At 73.7% G+C, this 16,961-nt stretch carries 14 protein-coding genes, 1 tRNA gene and 1 other RNA gene; 10 read left to right on the forward strand and 6 right to left on the reverse strand.

Translation table 11 applies throughout. From position 1 onward, the window contains the following. Positions 1-52: 52 nt before the first annotated feature. From ACK2IS_RS07255 to fdhD, 5 genes are all read right to left on the reverse strand, one after another. Entirely contained in the window at positions 53-1,096 is a 1,044-nt protein-coding gene (locus ACK2IS_RS07255; protein WP_409485468.1) for a beta-ketoacyl-ACP synthase III, read from the reverse strand. Beyond that, positions 1,093-2,040, reverse strand: coding sequence for an ACP S-malonyltransferase (locus ACK2IS_RS07260; RefSeq protein ID WP_409485469.1), 948 nt, complete (start codon positions 2,038-2,040; stop codon positions 1,093-1,095). The genes ACK2IS_RS07255 and ACK2IS_RS07260 overlap by 4 nt, the downstream gene beginning before the upstream one ends. Before the next feature lie 121 nt (positions 2,041-2,161). After that, complete coding sequence (locus tag ACK2IS_RS07265) at positions 2,162-3,340, reverse strand: PucR family transcriptional regulator (protein WP_409485470.1); 1,179 nt, start codon at positions 3,338-3,340, stop codon at positions 2,162-2,164. Positions 3,341-3,450: 110 nt separating this feature from the next. Continuing rightward, complete coding sequence (aceE, locus tag ACK2IS_RS07270; protein ID WP_409485471.1) at positions 3,451-6,204, reverse strand: pyruvate dehydrogenase (acetyl-transferring), homodimeric type; 2,754 nt, start codon at positions 6,202-6,204, stop codon at positions 3,451-3,453. A 142-nt stretch (positions 6,205-6,346) separates the two neighbouring features. Then, positions 6,347-7,216 carry a formate dehydrogenase accessory sulfurtransferase FdhD gene (gene fdhD, locus ACK2IS_RS07275; protein ID WP_409485472.1) on the reverse strand — a complete coding sequence of 290 codons (870 nt, stop codon included), beginning with the start codon at positions 7,214-7,216 and terminating at the stop codon, positions 6,347-6,349. A 171-nt stretch (positions 7,217-7,387) separates the two neighbouring features. Between fdhD and ACK2IS_RS07280 the strand changes: the two genes are divergently transcribed. The 6 genes from ACK2IS_RS07280 (at position 7,388) to ACK2IS_RS07305 (ending at position 11,210) form a co-directional block, all read left to right on the forward strand. Then, a complete protein-coding gene (locus ACK2IS_RS07280; protein WP_409485473.1) occupies positions 7,388-7,816 on the forward strand; it encodes a DUF3052 domain-containing protein in 429 nt (142 codons plus the stop codon). A 27-nt stretch (positions 7,817-7,843) separates the two neighbouring features. After that, on the forward strand, positions 7,844-8,320 hold the full coding sequence (locus tag ACK2IS_RS07285) for a peroxiredoxin (protein ID WP_409485474.1): 477 nt from the start codon (positions 7,844-7,846) through the stop codon (positions 8,318-8,320). A 64-nt stretch (positions 8,321-8,384) separates the two neighbouring features. After that, positions 8,385-8,457: transfer RNA gene (locus tag ACK2IS_RS07290), tRNA-Val, on the forward strand. A 1-nt stretch (position 8,458) separates the two neighbouring features. Further along, positions 8,459-9,298: a Nif3-like dinuclear metal center hexameric protein gene (locus ACK2IS_RS07295; protein ID WP_409485475.1), complete on the forward strand. Its 840-nt coding sequence runs from the start codon at positions 8,459-8,461 to the stop codon at positions 9,296-9,298. Next, the gene (locus ACK2IS_RS07300; RefSeq protein ID WP_409485476.1) at positions 9,295-10,035 is read left to right on the forward strand and encodes a zinc ribbon domain-containing protein; all 741 of its coding nucleotides are present in this window, start codon (positions 9,295-9,297) and stop codon (positions 10,033-10,035) included. The genes ACK2IS_RS07295 and ACK2IS_RS07300 overlap by 4 nt, the downstream gene beginning before the upstream one ends. Before the next feature lie 5 nt (positions 10,036-10,040). Then, positions 10,041-11,210 (forward strand): bifunctional RNase H/acid phosphatase, encoded by a 1,170-nt coding sequence (locus ACK2IS_RS07305; protein ID WP_409485477.1) that lies wholly within the window; start codon positions 10,041-10,043, stop codon positions 11,208-11,210. A 60-nt stretch (positions 11,211-11,270) separates the two neighbouring features. On the opposite strand, the gene ACK2IS_RS07310 is transcribed toward ACK2IS_RS07305, so the two are convergent. Further along, positions 11,271-12,035 (reverse strand): YaaA family protein, encoded by a 765-nt coding sequence (locus ACK2IS_RS07310; protein WP_409485478.1) that lies wholly within the window; start codon positions 12,033-12,035, stop codon positions 11,271-11,273. 31 nt (positions 12,036-12,066) lie between these two features. Between ACK2IS_RS07310 and ACK2IS_RS07315 the strand changes: the two genes are divergently transcribed. The 4 genes from ACK2IS_RS07315 (at position 12,067) to ACK2IS_RS07330 (ending at position 16,957) form a co-directional block, all read left to right on the forward strand. Next, on the forward strand, positions 12,067-13,521 hold the full coding sequence (locus ACK2IS_RS07315) for an RNB domain-containing ribonuclease (protein ID WP_409485479.1): 1,455 nt from the start codon (positions 12,067-12,069) through the stop codon (positions 13,519-13,521). A 44-nt stretch (positions 13,522-13,565) separates the two neighbouring features. Beyond that, an RNA gene (gene rnpB, locus ACK2IS_RS07320) (RNase P RNA component class A) lies at positions 13,566-13,934 on the forward strand. A gap of 63 nt (positions 13,935-13,997) precedes the next feature. Next, positions 13,998-15,512: a diguanylate cyclase domain-containing protein gene (locus ACK2IS_RS07325; protein ID WP_409485480.1), complete on the forward strand. Its 1,515-nt coding sequence runs from the start codon at positions 13,998-14,000 to the stop codon at positions 15,510-15,512. Next, entirely contained in the window at positions 15,509-16,957 is a 1,449-nt protein-coding gene (locus ACK2IS_RS07330) for a GGDEF domain-containing protein (RefSeq protein WP_409485481.1), read from the forward strand. Before ACK2IS_RS07325 ends, ACK2IS_RS07330 begins: the two co-directional genes overlap by 4 nt. Positions 16,958-16,961 lie beyond the last annotated feature (4 nt).

Consider the following 16,961-nt stretch of genomic DNA (forward strand, 5'->3'; position numbering starts at 1 on the left):
ATGTCGGCGCCGGCGCCGGTCCAGCGGGCTGGGCCCGTGCCGGTCTGCAGGGTCAGGGCAGGACGACCACCTGGGCGGCGTAGACCAGACCGGCGCCGAAGCCGATCTGCAGGGCCAGCCCGCCGTGAGGCGCCGTGCCGTCGGTGAGCATCCGGTCCATGGCCAGGGGCACCGATGCCGAGCTGGTGTTGCCCTGGTGGCGGATGTCGTCGGCCACGGGGACGTGCTCCGGCAGCCTCAGCTGCTTGACCAGGGCGTCGACGATGCGCAGGTTCGCCTGGTGCGGGACGAAGGCGTCCAGGTCACCGGCCTGGATCCCGGCGGCCGCCAAGGCTTCTCGGCATACGGGGGCCATGGCGTAGACCGCCCACCGGAACACGCTCTGCCCGGCCATCGTCAGATAGGACCAGGGCATGGCATCGGCGGGGTGCTGCTCGTCGATGGCCCCGAGCCGGGCGTGCTCGCGCAACTCGGTCCAGGAGTACCTGTTGCGGATGACGTCCCAGGACCCGCCCTGGGAGCCCCAGGCCACCGGTCCGATGCCGGGCAGGTCCGAGGGCCCGACGACCGCGGCGCCCGCGCCGTCGCCGAAGATGAAGGCCGTCCCGCGGTCGTGGAGGTCCAGGAAGTCCGAGAGCTTCTCGACGCCGATCACGAGCACGAACTCGGCGGACCCGGACCGGATCATGTCGGCGGCCAGCGAGATCCCGTGGCAGTAGCCGGCGCACGCCGCGGACAGGTCCATGGCGGCGGCCGGCTCGGCCCCGATGCGGTGGGCGACGGCGGCGGCCGCGCTCGGCGTCTGGAAGGGGTGGGTCACCGTGGCGACCAGGACGGCACCCAGCTGGTCGGGCCGCACCCCGGCCTTGGCGAGGGCGTCCTCGGCCGCGGCGCAGGACATGTCGATCACGGTCTCGTCGGGCCGGGCGAACCGTCGCTCGACGACCCCCGACCGCGAGCGGATCCACTCGTCGCTCGACTCGATCCACCCGCAGACCTCGGCATTGCTGACGACCCGCTCGGGGCGGTAGCTCCCGAGGCCCCACAGCCGGGCGTGCGGGGCACCGGTGCGCTCCCGCAGGGTGGGGCGGCTCATGCCACGACCTGCGCTGGGGCGCCGGCGTGCTCGGTGAGCAGACGGCGGGCGGCCTGGAGGTCCTCGGGGGTGCGCAGGGCGCACAGCTCGACGCCGCGCATGGCGCGCTTGGCCAGCCCCGTGAGGGTGCCACCCGGGCAGACCTCGATCAGGGCGGTGACCCCGCGGTCGAGCAGGGACCGCATGCATAGGTCCCAGCGGACCGGGCTGACGACCTGGGTGACGATCCGGCGCACCACCTCGCCGCCGTCGACGAGGACCTCACCGTCCCGGTTGGAGACGAGGGGGACGGCGGCGTCGCGCGGCGTGAGCGTCGCCGCGACGTCGTCGAGTCGCGCGAGGGCGGGGGCCATGTGCTCGGTGTGGAAGGCTCCGGCGACCGGCAGCGGGACCACCCGCGCCCTGGCGGGCGGCTGCTCCTGCAGGGCGCGCAGCTGGTCGAGGGTGCCCGCGGCGACGGTCTGCCCGGCGCCGTTGACGTTCGCCGGCGTCAGGCCGTGCCGCTCGATCGCCTCGAGCACCTGCGCCGGGTCACCGCCCAGCACGGCGCTCATGCCGGTCGGGGTCGCGGTCGCGGCCAGGGCCATCCCGAGACCCCGCTCGCGGACCAGCCCCATGGCGGCCTCGTCGGTGAGCACCCCGGCGGCCGCGGCCGCCGTCACCTCGCCGACCGAGTGGCCGCCGAGCAGGTCCGGGCCGGCAGCGGTGCCCACGTCGTCGAGGAGCGCGGCGTAGGTCACCAGGCCGGCGGCCACCAGCAGCGGCTGGGCGACGGCGGTGTCCTTGATGGTGTCCATCGGCGACGTGGTCCCGTGGGCCACCAGGTCCAGGCCCGCGACCTCGCCGAGCGCACCGAGGCGCTCGGCGCAGGCGGGCAGCTCGAGCCAGGGGGCGAGGAAACCGGGGGTCTGGGCGCCCTGTCCGGGGCAGACGATCGCAAGCACCCGTCCACTGTGCCCGGCGTCGGCCCCGTCCGCGGTTGCCAGCACCGCCGAAGTACCCGGCAGTTCCTTGGAGGATTCCTCCAACACCGTACGGCGGGCCGAGCCGCCCCGAGCGCGAGGGTCAGCGCCAGGTCTGGGACGGAAGGTCCGCGAGCCGACCGAGGGCCAGGCCCAGCCGCGCCGTGTGCGCCTCGCGCGGGACGGTCAGGTCCAGCCCGGTGACCTGGGCGACCCGGCCCAGGCGGTAGCGCACGGTGTTGGGGTGGACGAACAACGCTCGCGCCGTCCCCTCCAGGTTGACCAGCGCGAGATAGGTCTCGGCCGTGAGGAGCAGGTCCCCACCGGCGCTCGCCAGGGGACGGTGCACCTGCTCGACGAGGGTCCGCCGGGCCTGCGGGTCCCCGGCGAGGGACCGCTCCGGGAGCAGGTCGTGAGCCTCCACCGGGCGCGGGGCGTCGGGCCGGGCCGGCGCCGCCACCAGCCCGGACAGCGCCGCCCGGGCAGAGCGGCCCGCGGCGAACAGGTGCGGCACGGTGGGCCCGATGACCACGGCACCCTCACCGAAGTGGTCCAGCAGCTGACGGGTGCAGCCGACCGCGTCCTGCGTGCCGCCCAGCACGACGACCAGCCGACGGCCCTGGATCGCGCTGAGAGCCGGCACCCCGATCCGCGCGGCCGCACGGCGCAGGGCATCCACCGCCCGCGTGGTGTCCTGGTGCGGCGTCCGGCCGACGACCACGGTGACGTGCTCCAGCGAGCCCCAGCCGAGCGCCGTCGCCCGCGACCGCAGCGAGTTGTCGGCCTCGCCACGCACCACGGCATCCACGACCAGCGACTCCAGCCGGGCGTCCCAGGCGCCACGCTCCTCGGCGGCAGCGGCATACACCTGGGCCGCGGCGAAGGCCACCTCCCGGCTGAAGCGCAGCGCCACCTCCCGCAGCGCGCTGTCGTCCCCCGGGGCGGCCAGCTCGTCGACCTGCTCCTCGACCACGTCGACGACGCTGCGGACCAGGTCCAGGGTCTGGCCGAGGGACACGGACCGGGTGAGCTCGCGCGGGGCGTTGCCGAAGACGTCCACCGTCACCACCGGCGCCGACGCCGGGTCGCGCAGCCAGGCCAGGAAGCTGCCGATCCCCGCCTGGGCCACCAGGCCGACCCAGCTGCGCTCGTCGGCGGACAGGGCGCGATACCACCCGTGCTGGGACTCGATGCGGGCGATCGCGGCTCCGGCCAACGCCCCGGCCGCCGCCTCCACCCGGTGCCGGGTCCGGGCCGAGGGAGTGTGCCGGAGCTCGGTCATCGGCCCATCGTAGTTGTGGGCGGGGCACAAGGCGGGCTCGACCGACGCGCACGCACGACCGGGCCCCGACACCTAGGGGGTGTCGGGGCCCGGTCGCACCGGGGCTCAGGTCAGCTCTCGCCGCCCGCGTTGCCGCTGGCGCCCGCCGTCACGTCGTGCAGGCGGTACCTCGCGCTGGCCTCGCCGACCACCGACCGGCCCACGACGCCCTGCTTGGCGAGCGCCTCCAGGGTGCGCACCACCATCGAGGGGCCGTCGATGTGGTAGAAGCGGCGCGCCGCCTGCCGGGTGTCGGAGAAGCCGAACCCGTCCGCGCCCAGCGTCCAGTAGTCGCCCGGCACCCACTCGCGGATCTGGTCCTGCACGGCCCGCATGTAGTCGGAGGTGGCGATGACGGGGCCGGGGCGGTCCTTCAGGCAGGTGGTGACGTAGGCCTCGGGGGCCTCCTCGTCGGGGTGCAGGAAGGCCCGCTCGTCGCAGGCCAGCCCGTCCCGGCGCAGCTCGCCCCAGGAGGTGACCGACCAGACGTCCGCGGCCACGCCCCAGTCCGTGGCGAGCAGCTCCTGGGCCTCCAGGGCCCACGGCACGCCGACGCCGGAGGCGAGCAGCTGCGCCCGCTTGTCGGCGGACTGGTCCTCGGCGGGGCGGTAGAGGTACATGCCCTTGACGATGCCCTCGGCGTCCACGTCCTCCGGCTCGGCCGGCATGACGATGGGCTCGTTGTAGAGCGTGATGTAGAAGATGACGTCCTCGGCGTTCTCGCCGTACATCCGCTCGAGCCCGGACTTCATGATGTGGGCGATCTCGTAGGCGAAGGCCGGGTCGTAGGCCACCAGCGCGGTGTTGGTGGACGCCAGCAGGTGGCTGTGGCCGTCCATGTGCTGGGTGCCCTCACCGGTCAGGGTGGTGCGTCCGGCCGTGGCCCCGAGCAGGAAGCCCCGGGTCAGCTGGTCCGCGGCCGCCCAGATCCCGTCGCCGGTCCGCTGCAGGCCGAACATCGAGTAGAAGATGTACATCGGCACCATGGGCTCGTCGTGCGTGGCGTACGACGTGCCGGCTGCGGTGAACGCGGCCACGGACCCGGCCTCGTTGATGCCCAGGTGCAGGATCTGGCCGTTCTTGGCCTCGCGGTAGGCCAGCATCAGCTCGTGGTCGACCGGGGTGTAGTTCTGCCCGTGCGGGTTGTAGATCTTGATCGTCGGGAAGAACGAGTCCATGCCGAAGGTGCGCGCCTCGTCCGGGATGATCGGCACCACGCGGGGGCCGAACTCCTTGTCCCGCATCAGGTCCTTGAGCAGTCGCACCCACGCCATGGTCGTGGCGATCTGCTGCTTGCCGGAGCCCTTCTTGACCGTGGCGTAGGCCTTGTCGTCGGGCAGCGTGAGCGCCTTGCCCGTCGTCCGGCGGGAGGGGATGCCGCCGCCGAGCTCCTTGCGCCGCTCGACCAGGTACCGGATGCGCTCGTCGTCCGGACCGGGGTGGAAGTACGGCGGCCGGTAGGGGTCGGCCTCGAGGGTCTCGTCGCTGACCGGGATCTCCAGGCGGTCGCGCAGGTCCTTGAGGTCGTCCAGGGCGAACTTCTTCATCTGGTGGGTCGCGTTGCGCCCGGCGAAGTGCTGGCCCAGGAAGTAGCCCTTGATGGTGTGCGCCAGGATCACGGTCGGCACGCCGTGCGTCTCGAGCGCGCTCTTGTAGGCCGCGTAGACCTTCTGGTAGTCGTGCCCGCCACGGGTGAGGCGCCAGACGTCCTCGTCGGACCAGCCCTCGACCATCTTGGCGGTGCGCGGGTCGCGGCCGAAGAAGTGCTTGCGCACGTAGGCGCCGTCGTTGGCCTTGAAGGTCTGGAAGTCGCCGTCGCTGGTGGTGTTCATCAGGTTGACCAGCGCGCCGTCGCGGTCGGCCGCGAGCAGCGGGTCCCAGCCGCGACCCCACACGACCTTGATGACGTTCCACCCGGCGCCACGGAAGAAGCTCTCCAGCTCCTGCATGATCTTGCCGTTGCCGCGGACCGGGCCGTCGAGGCGCTGCAGGTTGCAGTTGACGACGAAGGTGAGGTTGTCGAGCTCCTCGTTGGCCGCCCACTGCAGCGCGCCGCGGGACTCCACCTCGTCCATCTCGCCGTCGCCGAGGAAGGCCCACACGTGCTGCTGCGAGGTGTCCTTGATCCCGCGGTGGTGGAGGTACTTGTCGAACTGCGCCTGGTAGATCGCGTTGATCGGACCGAGACCCATGGAGACGGTCGGGAACTCCCAGAAGTCCGGCATCTGCCGCGGGTGGGGGTAGGACGGCAGCGCGCGCACCGTGCCGTCGACCAGGTGCGACTTCTCCTGGCGGAAGCCGTCCAGGTCGTGCTCGTCGAGACGCCCCTCGAGGTAGGCGCGGGCGTACATGCCGGGGGAGGCGTGCCCCTGGAAGAAGATGTGGTCGCCGCCGCCGGGGTGGTCCTTGCCGCGCCAGAAGTGGTTGAGCCCGACCTCGTAGAGCGTGGCCGCGGAAGCGTAGGTGGAGATGTGGCCGCCGACGCCGATGCCGGGGCGCTGGGCGCGGTGCACCATCATCGCGGCGTTCCAGCGCAGCAGGCGCCGGTAGCCGCGCTCGATCCGCTCGTCACCGGGGTACCACGGCTCACGCTCGGGCGGGATCGTGTTGACGTAGTCGGTCGAGGTCAGCGAGGGCACCCCGACCTGACGCTCGCGGGCACGCTCCAGGAGCTTGTGCATGACGTAGCGGGCCCGCTGGCGGCCGCCCTCGTCGATCATCCCGTCGAGGGACTCGAGCCACTCCTGGGTCTCGTCGGGGTCGATGTCGGGGAGCTGGTTGGGCAGTCCGTTGATGATCGGACCGACTCCGTCGCGTGCAACCACGCCACACGTCCTTTCGTTGGTGGACCTCCCGGCCGGCGCGAGCACGGCCGGGACGGCTGGTGACCAGTCTCCACCCAAAGGGGGCGCAGGTCACACCCAGGACACGACCGTGCCCCGCCGCCGAGCCTAGGTCCGGCTGTCTTTATCCGGCAAAAGCCGGTCCGGGGCCCGGCGTGGCGAGCCGGTCCTCCCGGCTGTACGCCGTCAGCCGCGGCTCCCGGACGAAGGCGACGAGCGTCAGCCCCACGTCCCGGGCCAGGTCCACGGCGAGGGAGGAGGGGGCGGACACGGCGGACAGGACCGGCAGCCCCGCCATTGCGGCCTTCTGGGTCAGCTCGAAGCTCGCCCGCCCGCTCACCTGCAGCACGTGCCCGGACAGGGGGAGCAGCCCCGCGCGCGCCGCGGCGCCGATCACCTTGTCCACGGCGTTGTGCCGCCCCACGTCCTCGCGCACCAGCAGCGGGCGCCCGTCCGGCGTGAAGATCCCGGCCGCGTGCACCCCGCCCGTCCGCTCGAACGCCGCCTGGTGCTCGCGCAGCCGGTCCGGCAGCGTCACCAGCACCGCGGGGTCGAGCCGCACCGGGTCCGCCGCCACGTCGTGGGGCAGCCGGGTGCGGATGGCGTCGATGCCCGCCTTGCCGCAGACCCCGCACGAGGACGTGGTGTACGTCGACCGGGTCGCGCTCGCCAGGGCCTGCGCCGAGCCCGCTCCGGGGCGCAGCGTCACGTCGACCACGTTGTACGTCGGCGCGCCGTCCTCGCCCTCGTCCAGGCAGTGCATCATCGCGAGGACGTCGTCCGCGCAGGCCACGACCCCCTCGGTCAGCAGGAAGCCGATCGCCAGGTCGAAGTCGTCGCCCGGCGTGCGCATGGTCACCGCCACCACGTCGCCCGCGACCCGCACCTCCAGCGGCTCCTCCACGGCGAGCGTGTCGGGTCGTGGGCGGGCGCTCGCCGCGCCGTCGTCCACGACATACCTGGTCGACGGCACCCGCGTCGTCACCCTGCCCATGCCGGTCAGCCTAGGGGTCGGCGCGGGGTCGCGGCGGGCTGTTCGGGACGGACTCGCGGCACGCTCCGTGGTCGTGCGCTTGCCAGATGGCCTCTTGTTGGATGGACTAGGCCCACCACCACCAGGTGGACCCCCGTCGGTGACGGGACGGACGGAAGGAACAGGACGACAGTGACCTCGACCGCGGAAGCGGCCGCCCAGGCAGCCCACTTCACCAAGCTCGGCCTCGCCCAGGGCACGGTGGTGCAAGAGCTCGGCTACGACGACGACGTCGACCTCGACCTGCGCAGCCGGCTCATGGACCAGGTCGGGGGGGATCTGGTCGACGGCGACCACGGTGACGTCGTCGACGTCGCGCTGCTGTGGTTCCGGGACGGCGACGACGACCTCACCGACGCGGTGGTGGACGCGCTCACCGACCTCGACGACGCGGGTTTCGTCATGCTGATGACCCCGCGGGCCGGACGACCGGGGACGGTCGACGCCGCCGAGATCGCCGAGGCGGCCACGACCGCCGGGCTGCACGTGTCCGGGCAGCTGACCGCCTCCAAGGACTGGGCCGGCACCCGCCTGGTTCCTCAGGGTGCCAAGAAGCGCTGACCCGCCGCGCCTGGGACACTGGGCCGCATGAGCCAGACCCAGAGCCCCGCCGTGGGCACCCAGGCCCCTGACCTCACCCTCAAGAACCAGTTCGGCGAGGACGTCGCCCTGTCGTCCTTCCACGGGACCAAGAACGTCCTGCTGGTCTTCTACCCCTTCGCCTTCTCCGGGATCTGCACCGGGGAGCTGTGCGAGATCCGCGACGACCTCGGACGTTTCCAGGACGAGGACGTCCAGGTGCTCGCGATCTCCTGCGACCCCATGTTCACCCTGCGCGCCTGGGCGCAGGCCGAGGGCTACGAGTTCCCGCTGCTGTCGGACTTCTGGCCGCACGGCAAGGTGGCCCGGGACTACGGCGTCTTCCTCGAGGGCGGCGGGCTGGCCAGGCGCGGGACCTTCCTCGTGGACAAGGACGGCACCATCGCCTGGGCCCTGGTCAACGAGCCCGGGGAGCGCCGGGAGTTCACGGGCTACCACGAGGCCCTCGCGGCGCTGCGCGGCTGACCCCGCCGGTCCTGGCACAATGAACCACCGCGCCGCGCGGCCCGATCCGGGTGCGCGGCGCGTCGGGCCTGTAGCTCAGCTGGTAGAGCACTGCGTTTACACCGCAGCGGTCGTCGGTTCGATCCCGGCCGGGCCCACATGGAGACCACACCCGCCGAGCTGCGTCTCGCCGACGTGCTCGCCACGCTGCGCGACCTCTATCCCGAGGACTCCGCGCAGTCGTGGGACCGCGTCGGCCTGGTGACCGGTGACCCCGACCAGCCGGTGCGCCGGGTGCTGCTCGCGGTCGACCCCACCCTGGCCGTGATCGACGAGGCCGTCGAGGGGGGTCACGACCTGCTGGTCACCCACCACCCGCTGCTGCTGCGCGGCGTGCACTCGGTCGCGACGACCACGGCCAAGGGCGCCGCGATCACCCGCCTGGTCGTGGGCGACGTGGCGCTGTACTGCTCCCACACGCCCGCCGACGTCGCCGACGCGGGGGTCTCCCAGGCCCTCGCGGACGCGCTCGCCCTGGGGCAGGTGGAGCCGCTCGTCCACGAGGAGGGACGACCTCTCGGCCGGGTCGGCGGGCTGCCGCAGGAGGTCACGCTGGAGGAGCTCGCGCGACGCCTCGCGGACGTGCTGCCCCCGACACCGGTCGGGATCCGGGTGAGCGGTCCACGCGACGCCCGGGTGCAGCGGGTCGCCGTGCTCGGTGGGGCCGGCGACAGCGCCTTCGACGCGGTGCGCACCAGCCGCGCCGACGTCTACGTCACCGCCGACCTGCGCCACCACCCGGCCCTGGAGGCCCGCGAGGAGGCCCGCGACGTGACGCCCTACCTCGTGGACGCCGGCCACTTCGCCACCGAGCAGCTGTGGCTGCCCGTGCTGCGGGACCGCCTGATGGCCGCCCACCCCGCCCTGGAGGTGGAGCTGTCCACCCTCGTCACCGATCCCTGGACCTTCCTGGTCCCGACCCTAGGAGACCGCCCGTGAAGGCCGACCCCTCTCGCCAGTGGCGCCTGCTCGACCTCGCCGAGATCGACACCCGCCTGGACCAGATCGCGCACCGGCTGCGGTCCAGCGACGAGCAGCGTGAGCTGGACGCCGCGACCGCCCGCCGCGCGGAGATCCAGACCGACCTGGTGCTGGCCCGCACCGCGGTCAGCGACGTCCAGCGCGAGATCACGCGCGCCGAGGACGAGGTCCAGATGGTGCGGGACCGGATGGCCCGCAACCAGTCCCGGCTCGAATCGGGGCAGGGCACGCCCAAGGACCTGCAGGCGCTGCAGCACGAGCTGGAGTCCTTGCAACGGCGCCAGGCCACCCTCGAGGACGTCGAGCTGGAGGTGATGGAGCGCGCCGAGCAGCTCCAGGTCACCCTGGACGGGCTCGAGGGACGGGCCGCCGAGCTGGACGCGGCCGTGACCGCGGCCACCGAGGCCCACGACGCGCTGGTGGCGTCGCTGGAGAACGAGCGCGAGCAGGTCTCCCGCCGCCGCGACGACGTGGCCGGAGGCGTCGGCGAGGAGTTGCTGGCGCTCTACGCCAAGGTTCGCGAGACCGTCGGCGGGGCCGGCGCCGCCGCGCTGCGCCAGCGCCGCTGCGAGGGCTGTCACATGGAGCTCGGCCAGGTGGAGCTCAGCCGGATCCGGTCCGCGGCCGGGGACGAGGTCGTCCGCTGCGAGGACTGCCGTCGCATCCTGGTGCGCACCGCCGAGTCCGGGCTCTGAGGACCGTGGGCGGGCGACTGGTCGTCGAGGCCGACGGGGGCTCGCGGGGCAACCCGGGGGTGGCGGGCTACGGCGCCCTGGTGCGCGACGCCGTCACCGGTCGGCTCCTCGCGGAGCGCGCCGCGCCGCTGGGCAAGGAGAGCAACAACGTCGCGGAGTACTCCGGGCTGATCGCCGGGCTCCAGGCCGCCGCGCTCGTCGACCCCGGCGCCGACGTCGAGGTGCGCATGGACTCCAAGCTCGTCGTCGAGCAGATGTCCGGCCGCTGGAAGATCAAGCACGAGGACATGCGCCGGCTCGCCCTGCAGGCGCGCGAGCTGTGCACGGCCCGGTCCGCGGCGGGCGGCTCGGTGACCTTCACCTGGATCCCGCGGGCCGACAACACGGCGGCGGACACGCTGTCCAACGACGGCATGGACGGGCACACGATCGACCGACGGTATGACGAGCCGGCGCAGGACGATCCTCCGGCCACCGTCACCGGGGCTCTCGCGGCAGGCACCGGGGCTCCCACCGCTGACACCGTCGGGGCCCAGGCCACCCAGGACGAGCCCGACCTGACCTCGCCCACCCGGGTGCTGCTGGTGCGCCACGGGGTCACCCCGTGGACCGAGCGGGCCAAGCTCGACGGACGCGGCGGGGAGGACCCGGGGCTGAGCCCGCAGGGCGAGGGCCAGGCCGCGGACTGCGCCCGCGCCGTGCGTGCCCTGGTCGGGAGCGAGGCGCGGGTGGTGACGAGCGGGCTCTACCGCGCCCGGCAGACCGGGGCGGTCGTCGCCGAGCGGCTGGGCGTCCAGGTGAGCCAGGACGACCGCTTCGACGAGCAGGGCTTCGGCGACTGGGACGGCAAGTCCCTGGGCCAGCTGGCCGCCCGCTGGCCGGACGAGCTGACGGCCCTGCGCACCGACCCGGCCTACGCCCGGCCCGGGGGAGAGAGCCACGACCAGCTGCGCGAGCGGGTGCTTGCCGGGTGGGCCGACCTGGTCGCGGCCGGGGGGACGACCGTGCTGGTCGCCCACCGCACACCCTTCCTGGTGATCCTGGCCGAGGTCCTGGGCATCCCGCACGACCGGCTGCGCAGGCTCGCGCTGGCGCCGGGCTCGCTGACCGGGATCGAGGTCTGGCGCGACGGCAACGCCCAGGTCGGCTTCGTCAACCGCACGGACCACCTCTGACGGTCGCGCCGCCTCCGACGGGGATGCCTCTGGCGACGTGCCGGGGTCGACCGACCGGCCTCAGTCCCGGGCGGCCACGTCCAGGACCCACGGGCGCCCCGGGCGCGTCGGACCGGTGACCGCGGTCCGCAAGGCCCCGGCCGTGCCGTCGCCCGCCAGCGCCCGCGCCAGGGCCGGCACCGTCCGCGGCGTCGTGCCCAGCTGGCAGAGCGCGCGGGCCACCAGACCCCGGGTGTGCTTGGCCTGGTGGGAGGCTCCCGGCACCCGCACCTGCACCCACCCGCGGGCCTGCTCCCCGGCCGGGGACCAGGCGGCGGCATACACCGCGGAGCGGCAGTCCACGACGAGGCCGGTGCCCGCGGCCGCCCCCAGCACCGCAGCCAGGCGCGGCCGCCACCATGCCGCGAGGGGGCCGAGGTCCCCGAGGGACACGCCCATCGACAGCCGGTACGGCGCGACCCGGTCCGCGAGGCGCAGCGCCCCGTGCAGCGCCGACTGGACGACGACCCACCGGCGTGCCCGACGCAGACCTGCCGGCGGCAGCGAGGCGAGGTCGAGCGCGTCGTAGAGCACGCCCGTGTACAGCTCGGCCACGGGCAGCGCCGGCGCGGTGTCCAGCACCAGGTTGCGAGCGATCTCGTCGAGCAGACCGGGGGACACGTCGAGACGGGCGGGCGCGTCGGGGGAGGCGCTGACCCGGGCGAGCTCGGCGGCCACCTCGCGTCGGGCGTCCGCGAGCTCGGGCCAGCTCAGCGCCTCGGGCCGGGCGGGTCGGCCGCGACGACGGGTGGCCTTGGTCTCCGAGGGCGGCAGCAGGATCAGCACCGGGGCAGCCTAGGACCCTAGAGTGGCGAGCATGGCTGCGACCCGCATCACCCTGAGCACCTCGCCATCCGAGGAGCTGGTCCGCGCGTTCGACGCGATCCGAGCCGAGCTGGAGGTGCCGGAGGACTTCTCCCCGCAGGCGCAGGCCGAGGCCGAGCAGGTCGCGGGGGAGGGCCGGTCGGTGCCCGCCGACCTGACCGACGTGCCCTTCTTCACCATCGACCCGGTGGGCTCGATGGACCTGGACCAGGCGATGCACCTGGAGCGCGACGGCGCGGGCGTCCGGGTGCGCTACGCCATCGCCGACGTGCCGCTGTGGGTCGACCCGGGCGGCGCGATCGACGCCGAGGCCCGCCGCCGCGGCCAGACGATCTATGCGCCCGACCACCGGACCCCGTTGCACCCCGCCCGCCTGAGCGAGGACGCGGCGAGCCTGCTGCCCGGGGTCGTGCGGCCCGCCTTCGTGTGGGACCTGCGGATGAGCACGGACGGGCAGGTGCGCCTGGAGTCCCTGGACCGGGCGATGGTCCGGTCTACCGCCCGGCTCGACTACGCGGGCGTGCAGCGGGACCTGGACGCCGGCACGGCCGCCGAGCCGATCCTGCTGCTCCGGGAGGTCGGGCTCGCCCGTCAGGCCCAGGAGCGCGCCCGCGGCGGGGCGAGCCTGCCCATGCCCGAGCAGGAGGTCCACGGCGACCCCGAGCACGGCTACACCCTCGAGCTGCGGCCCCTGGCGCCGGTGGAGGACTGGAACGCCCAGATCTCCCTGATGACCGGCATGGCGGCCGCCGCGGTGATGCTCGAGGGCGGCGTCGGGATCTTGCGCACGATGCCCCCGGCCGACCCCCGGGACGTCGCCCGCCTGCGCCGCCAGTGCGCGGCCCTGGGGGTGCCGTGGGCCGAGGACGAGCCGTATGGCGAGATGCTGCAGCGCCTTGACCGGAACGACCCCCACCACCTGGCCGTGATCCACGCCGCGACCGCCCTGTTCCGGGGGGCGTCCTACACGCCCTTCGACGGCGTGCGCCCGGAGCAGACGCAGCACTCGGCGCTGGCGGCCGACTACGCCCACGTCACCGCGCCGCTGCGGCGCCTGGTCGACCGCTTCGGGCTCGTGGTGTGCGAGGCGCTGGTCCAGGGGCGAGAGGTCCCCCGCTGGGCCCGCGCCGCGCTCGCCGAGCTGCCGGAGCTCATGAGGTCCTCGGACCGGCGCGCCAAGGCCGTGGAGCGGGCGTGCACCGACGCCGTCGAGGCCGCGGTCCTCGCTCCTCACGTCGAGCAGACCTTCACCGCCTCGGTCGTGGAGGCGGGGCCCAAGGGCCCGGCTCTGGTCCAGCTGGTCGACCAGCCCGTCCTCGCCCCCTGCCGCGGGGAGGCGCCGCTCGGCGAGACCGTGCAGGTCCGGCTGGTGGAGGCCTCGGTGGCGCGCCGTCGGGTGACCTTCGAGGTGGTCTCGTCCGGCGCGGTGGGGCGGCCTACGTCCTGATCGGTCCCGAGCCGGTCCCGCCGGTCGCTAGACTGACCGGCGGATGAGTCGGTCGGGCGATCGCGTCACCGTCAGGTGCCGAGGAACGTCCGGGCTTCACAGGGCAGGGTGGTGGCTAACGGCCACCCGGGGTGACCCGCGGGACAGTGCCACAGAGAACAGACCGCCTTCTCGGCCCCGGCCGTGGAGGTAAGGGTGAAACGGTGGTGCAAGAGACCACCAGCGGTGCAGGTGACTGCGCCGGCTCGGTAAACCCCACCCGAAGCAAGCTCAGACAGTGCACGCCCGAGGGTTGCCCGCCCGAGTGCACGGGTAGAGCGCTAGAGGTGTCCGGCAACGGCCACCCGAGATGGATGATCGCCCATCCTCCGCGAGGAGGGGGACAGAACCCGGCGTACAGACCGGCTCATCCACCATCTCGTCCCGTCCCGAGCCTGTGCCCGGGGCGGGGCGCCGGCCGTGAAGAGGAACAGCACATGCGACGGTGGGTGGCCTGCGCGGCGGTGGGCGGCGGCTACCTGCTGCTCGTCGTGGTGCTGCTCGCCACCGAGGGCACCGGCTGGCTCGTCGACCGTGGGCACACGCTGCGCCTCGTGCTGCACGCCGCGGCCTACGCGGGGCTGATCACCACGTGCGTGCTCGCCTGGCGTCGCGAGCGGACCCGCCGGGGCGCCCTGCTGGGGCTGACCCTGGTGTGCTGGGTGGTCTACACGATCGGCCGGGTGATCAGCATCCTGTCCGTCGACCGCTACCACGCCTCCCAGCCACAGCTCGCCGACCCCGGCGACGCTCTGATGCTCGGCGCCTACGCCCTCGGTCTGGTCGGCCTGACCCGGCTCGGCTGGCGATCTCGCTCCCGTCTGTCCGTGGACCACCTCATCGATGCCGGCGTGGTGACCGTCGCGATCGGGACGCTGGTGTGGGTCACCATGCTCGTCCCCGCCCGCACGTCACCGGTGTTCGCCCTGGCCCCTGGTTCGGCCGTGGTGAGTGCCGTGTTCCCCGCGGCCGACCTGGTGCTGGTCGCCCTCGCCGTGGTGCACGCGGTCAACCAACGGCCCCGGACCTGGGTGGGCGTCGGGTTGGTCACGGTGCCGCTGCTGCTCCTGCTGGGCGACGCCCTGACCTTCGCCAACCTCGTGAACCGGCGCCAGGAGCCGCTGCTCGCCCACGTCGCCTGGCTGCTCGCCCACGGGTGCGCGGCGGTCACCCTGCTGCTGCCCCGGGGCCGCCCGCTGTCGCGCGTGTCCTTCGACCGACCGGTGACCCGACCGGCGCGGTCCACGGGGATCTATCTGCTCGGGCTGGTGCCGGCCGGGTGCTACGCCGGCGACCTGGTCCTCTCCGCCGGCGTCGTGGAGGCCGAGCAGGCCCTGGCGCTGTCTCTCGCCATGCTGGCGATGTTCGCCCTGCTGGTGGCCCGCGCGGCGGCCACCATGCGGCGCGCCGACGAGCAGTCCGACGACCTGGAGGTCATGGCCCGCAGCGACCACCTGACCGGTCTGCCCAACCGGCGCACCGGCGACGCCGAGCTGGCCCGGGCGGTGCAGCGCGCCACCCGGACGGGCGAGCCGCTGTGCGTGGCGATCCTGGACCTCGACCGGTTCAAGGCCTTCAACGACACCTACGGTCACCACGCGGGGGACGAGCTGCTGCTGGGCTGCGCCCACCGCTGGACCGAGCTGCTGGGCACCGGGGAGACCCTGGCCCGGTATGGCGGGGAGGAGTTCATCCTCATCGCCCCCACGATGCCCACCTCGGCGACCATCGACCTGGTCGACCGGCTGCGCGCCGTGACACCTCGGGGTCAGAGCTTCTCGGCGGGCATCGCGACCTGGCGCAAGGGGGAGTCCCCGGGCGATGTCGTCAGTCGGGCGGACGAGGCGCTGTACGCGGCGAAGGCGAACGGGCGGGCGCGCACCTACCTGTGGGAGTCCGACGAGGGGGACCGGGTGGCCTCCACGGCCGTCGCGGGACAGGAGCCGTCATGACGGGGGAGCGCGACGTCGTCTTCCGGTGGGCGATGCGGGCGGGCGCGGTGCTGCTGGTCGCCTACCTGTGGTCGCCCCCCGAGGTGCGCACGATCCTGCTCGGGCTGGGCGGCCTGCTGATGCCGGGCTCGGTGCTGGTCGGCATGCGGCTGCACCGTCCGGCCAAGTCGGCCGTCTGGATCTGCCTGGTGGTGTGCGGTGTCGTCTGGGGCACGACCGTGCCGCAGCTGTCCAGCCTCGAGAGGCCCGTCGCGGGGCCGGCGACGATCCACGACCTGGTCGTGGCCCTGGGCTACACCGTCCTCATCGGGGGCCTGATCGGGTCGAGCCGGCGGCTCACCAACGACCGCACGCCCCAGCTGGCGGTCGACCTGATGATCTTCGCGATCGGCGCCTTCTCGGTGGTCTGGTCCTTCGCGGTCGGCACCGGTGCGCCGGCGGGCGTGCCCGTCGCCTCGTTGTCCTCGCCGTTGTTCGACCTGCTCGCGCTGATGGCCGCGACCCGCCTGCTGGCGGTGGCCGGTGGCTCGGCCGCGTCGACCCTGCTGGTCGCCGGGCTGGGGGTGATGGGTGCCGGGGACGTCGGCGGCCTGCTGGTCAAGGTGCACGACCCGGGGAGCGCCCCCGTGAGCGTGGGGGGCGTGCTGTTCCTCGCGGCCTACCTCCTGGTCGGGGCCGCCGCCCTGCACCCGAGCATGACCCGCATCAACAACAGCTCGACGACGAACGCCACCGACCTGGAGCGGGTGCACCTGCTGTCCCTCAGCATCGCGGCGGTGCTGCCCCCGGCGATGCTGGTGCGAGAGCACTCGCACGCCACCACCGAGGCAGCCGGACCGTTGCTGGTGGCCTCCGTCGCGGCCTTCGTGCTCGTGATCGTCCGCATCGAGCGGATGAAGTCGGTCGTGGAGCTGCAGCGCGTCCAGCTGCAGTCGCTGGCCCGCACCGACCACCTCACCTCCTTGCCCAACCGGCGCACCGGCGAGGCGGAGATGGGACGGATGCTGGACGAGGCCGTCGTGCAGGGATCCCCCCTGGTCGCGGCCCTGCTCGACCTGGACCACTTCAAGGACTACAACGATCGGCACGGTCACCCGGCTGGCGACCGGCTCCTGGAGGCGATGGCCTCGGCGTGGCGGCGGAGCCTGCCGCCGGATGTCTTCCTCAGCCGCCACGGGGGCGAGGAGTTCCTGCTGCTCGCCAAGGGTCGGCACCCGGAGAACGTCCGGCTGCTGCTCGAAGGCCTGCGGGGCGCCTCGACGACGGGTCAGACCTTCTCCGCCGGTGCGGCGGTGTGGGACGGGGTGGAGACCCTCGTGAGCCTTCTGCAGCGGGCGGACACGGCTCTGTATGCCGCCAAGGACGGCGGTCGCGACCAGGTGCGGTTCGCGCGCACCGAGCCGGTGATGCTGACGACCGACCGGTGGGGTGCCCGCGCGTCCTAGGCTG

It is taken from the genome of Arsenicicoccus dermatophilus, assembly GCF_046267915.1.
In the GTDB taxonomy this organism is placed as follows: Bacteria; Actinomycetota; Actinomycetes; order Actinomycetales; family Dermatophilaceae; genus Arsenicicoccus; species Arsenicicoccus dermatophilus_A.